This is a genomic window from Streptomyces sp. MBT65, from assembly GCF_016612545.1.
Classification (GTDB): domain Bacteria; phylum Actinomycetota; class Actinomycetes; order Streptomycetales; family Streptomycetaceae; genus Streptomyces.
In genome coordinates, this window is record NZ_JAENRY010000830.1 from 1 (window position 1) to 313 (window position 313).

The following is a 313-nucleotide window of genomic DNA, read 5'->3' on the forward strand; positions in this document are numbered from 1 at the left end:
CGACGCCCACCGCAGCGCCGAGGACGGGGCGGGCGGATTCGACGAGACCGCCGCGATGCTCCGCGACCTGCTGCGCGAGCGCTCCACGGAGGAGGTCGAGGAGCAGGAGGAGCCCGAGCCGTACCCCGGCAGCGTGGAGGAGGCCCGGCACTCCGCCGCCGAGGCCCGTCGCTCACTGCGCGGCTGCGCCACTGACCTGTCCGCTGCCGAGAGCGCCGTACGCGAGGCGAGCGATGTGCTCGTGCGGCACGCCAACTCCACGCGCTACGAGCAGGTACGCACGCCTGCGCGGCAGCAGATCCGTGAGCTGCCG

1 pseudogene is annotated in these 313 nt (G+C 74.4%); it reads left to right on the plus strand.

Annotated features, from left to right (window positions below):
* Window positions 1-313 (plus strand): annotated as a pseudogene (locus JHN63_RS52280) (hypothetical protein); the annotation flags it as partial.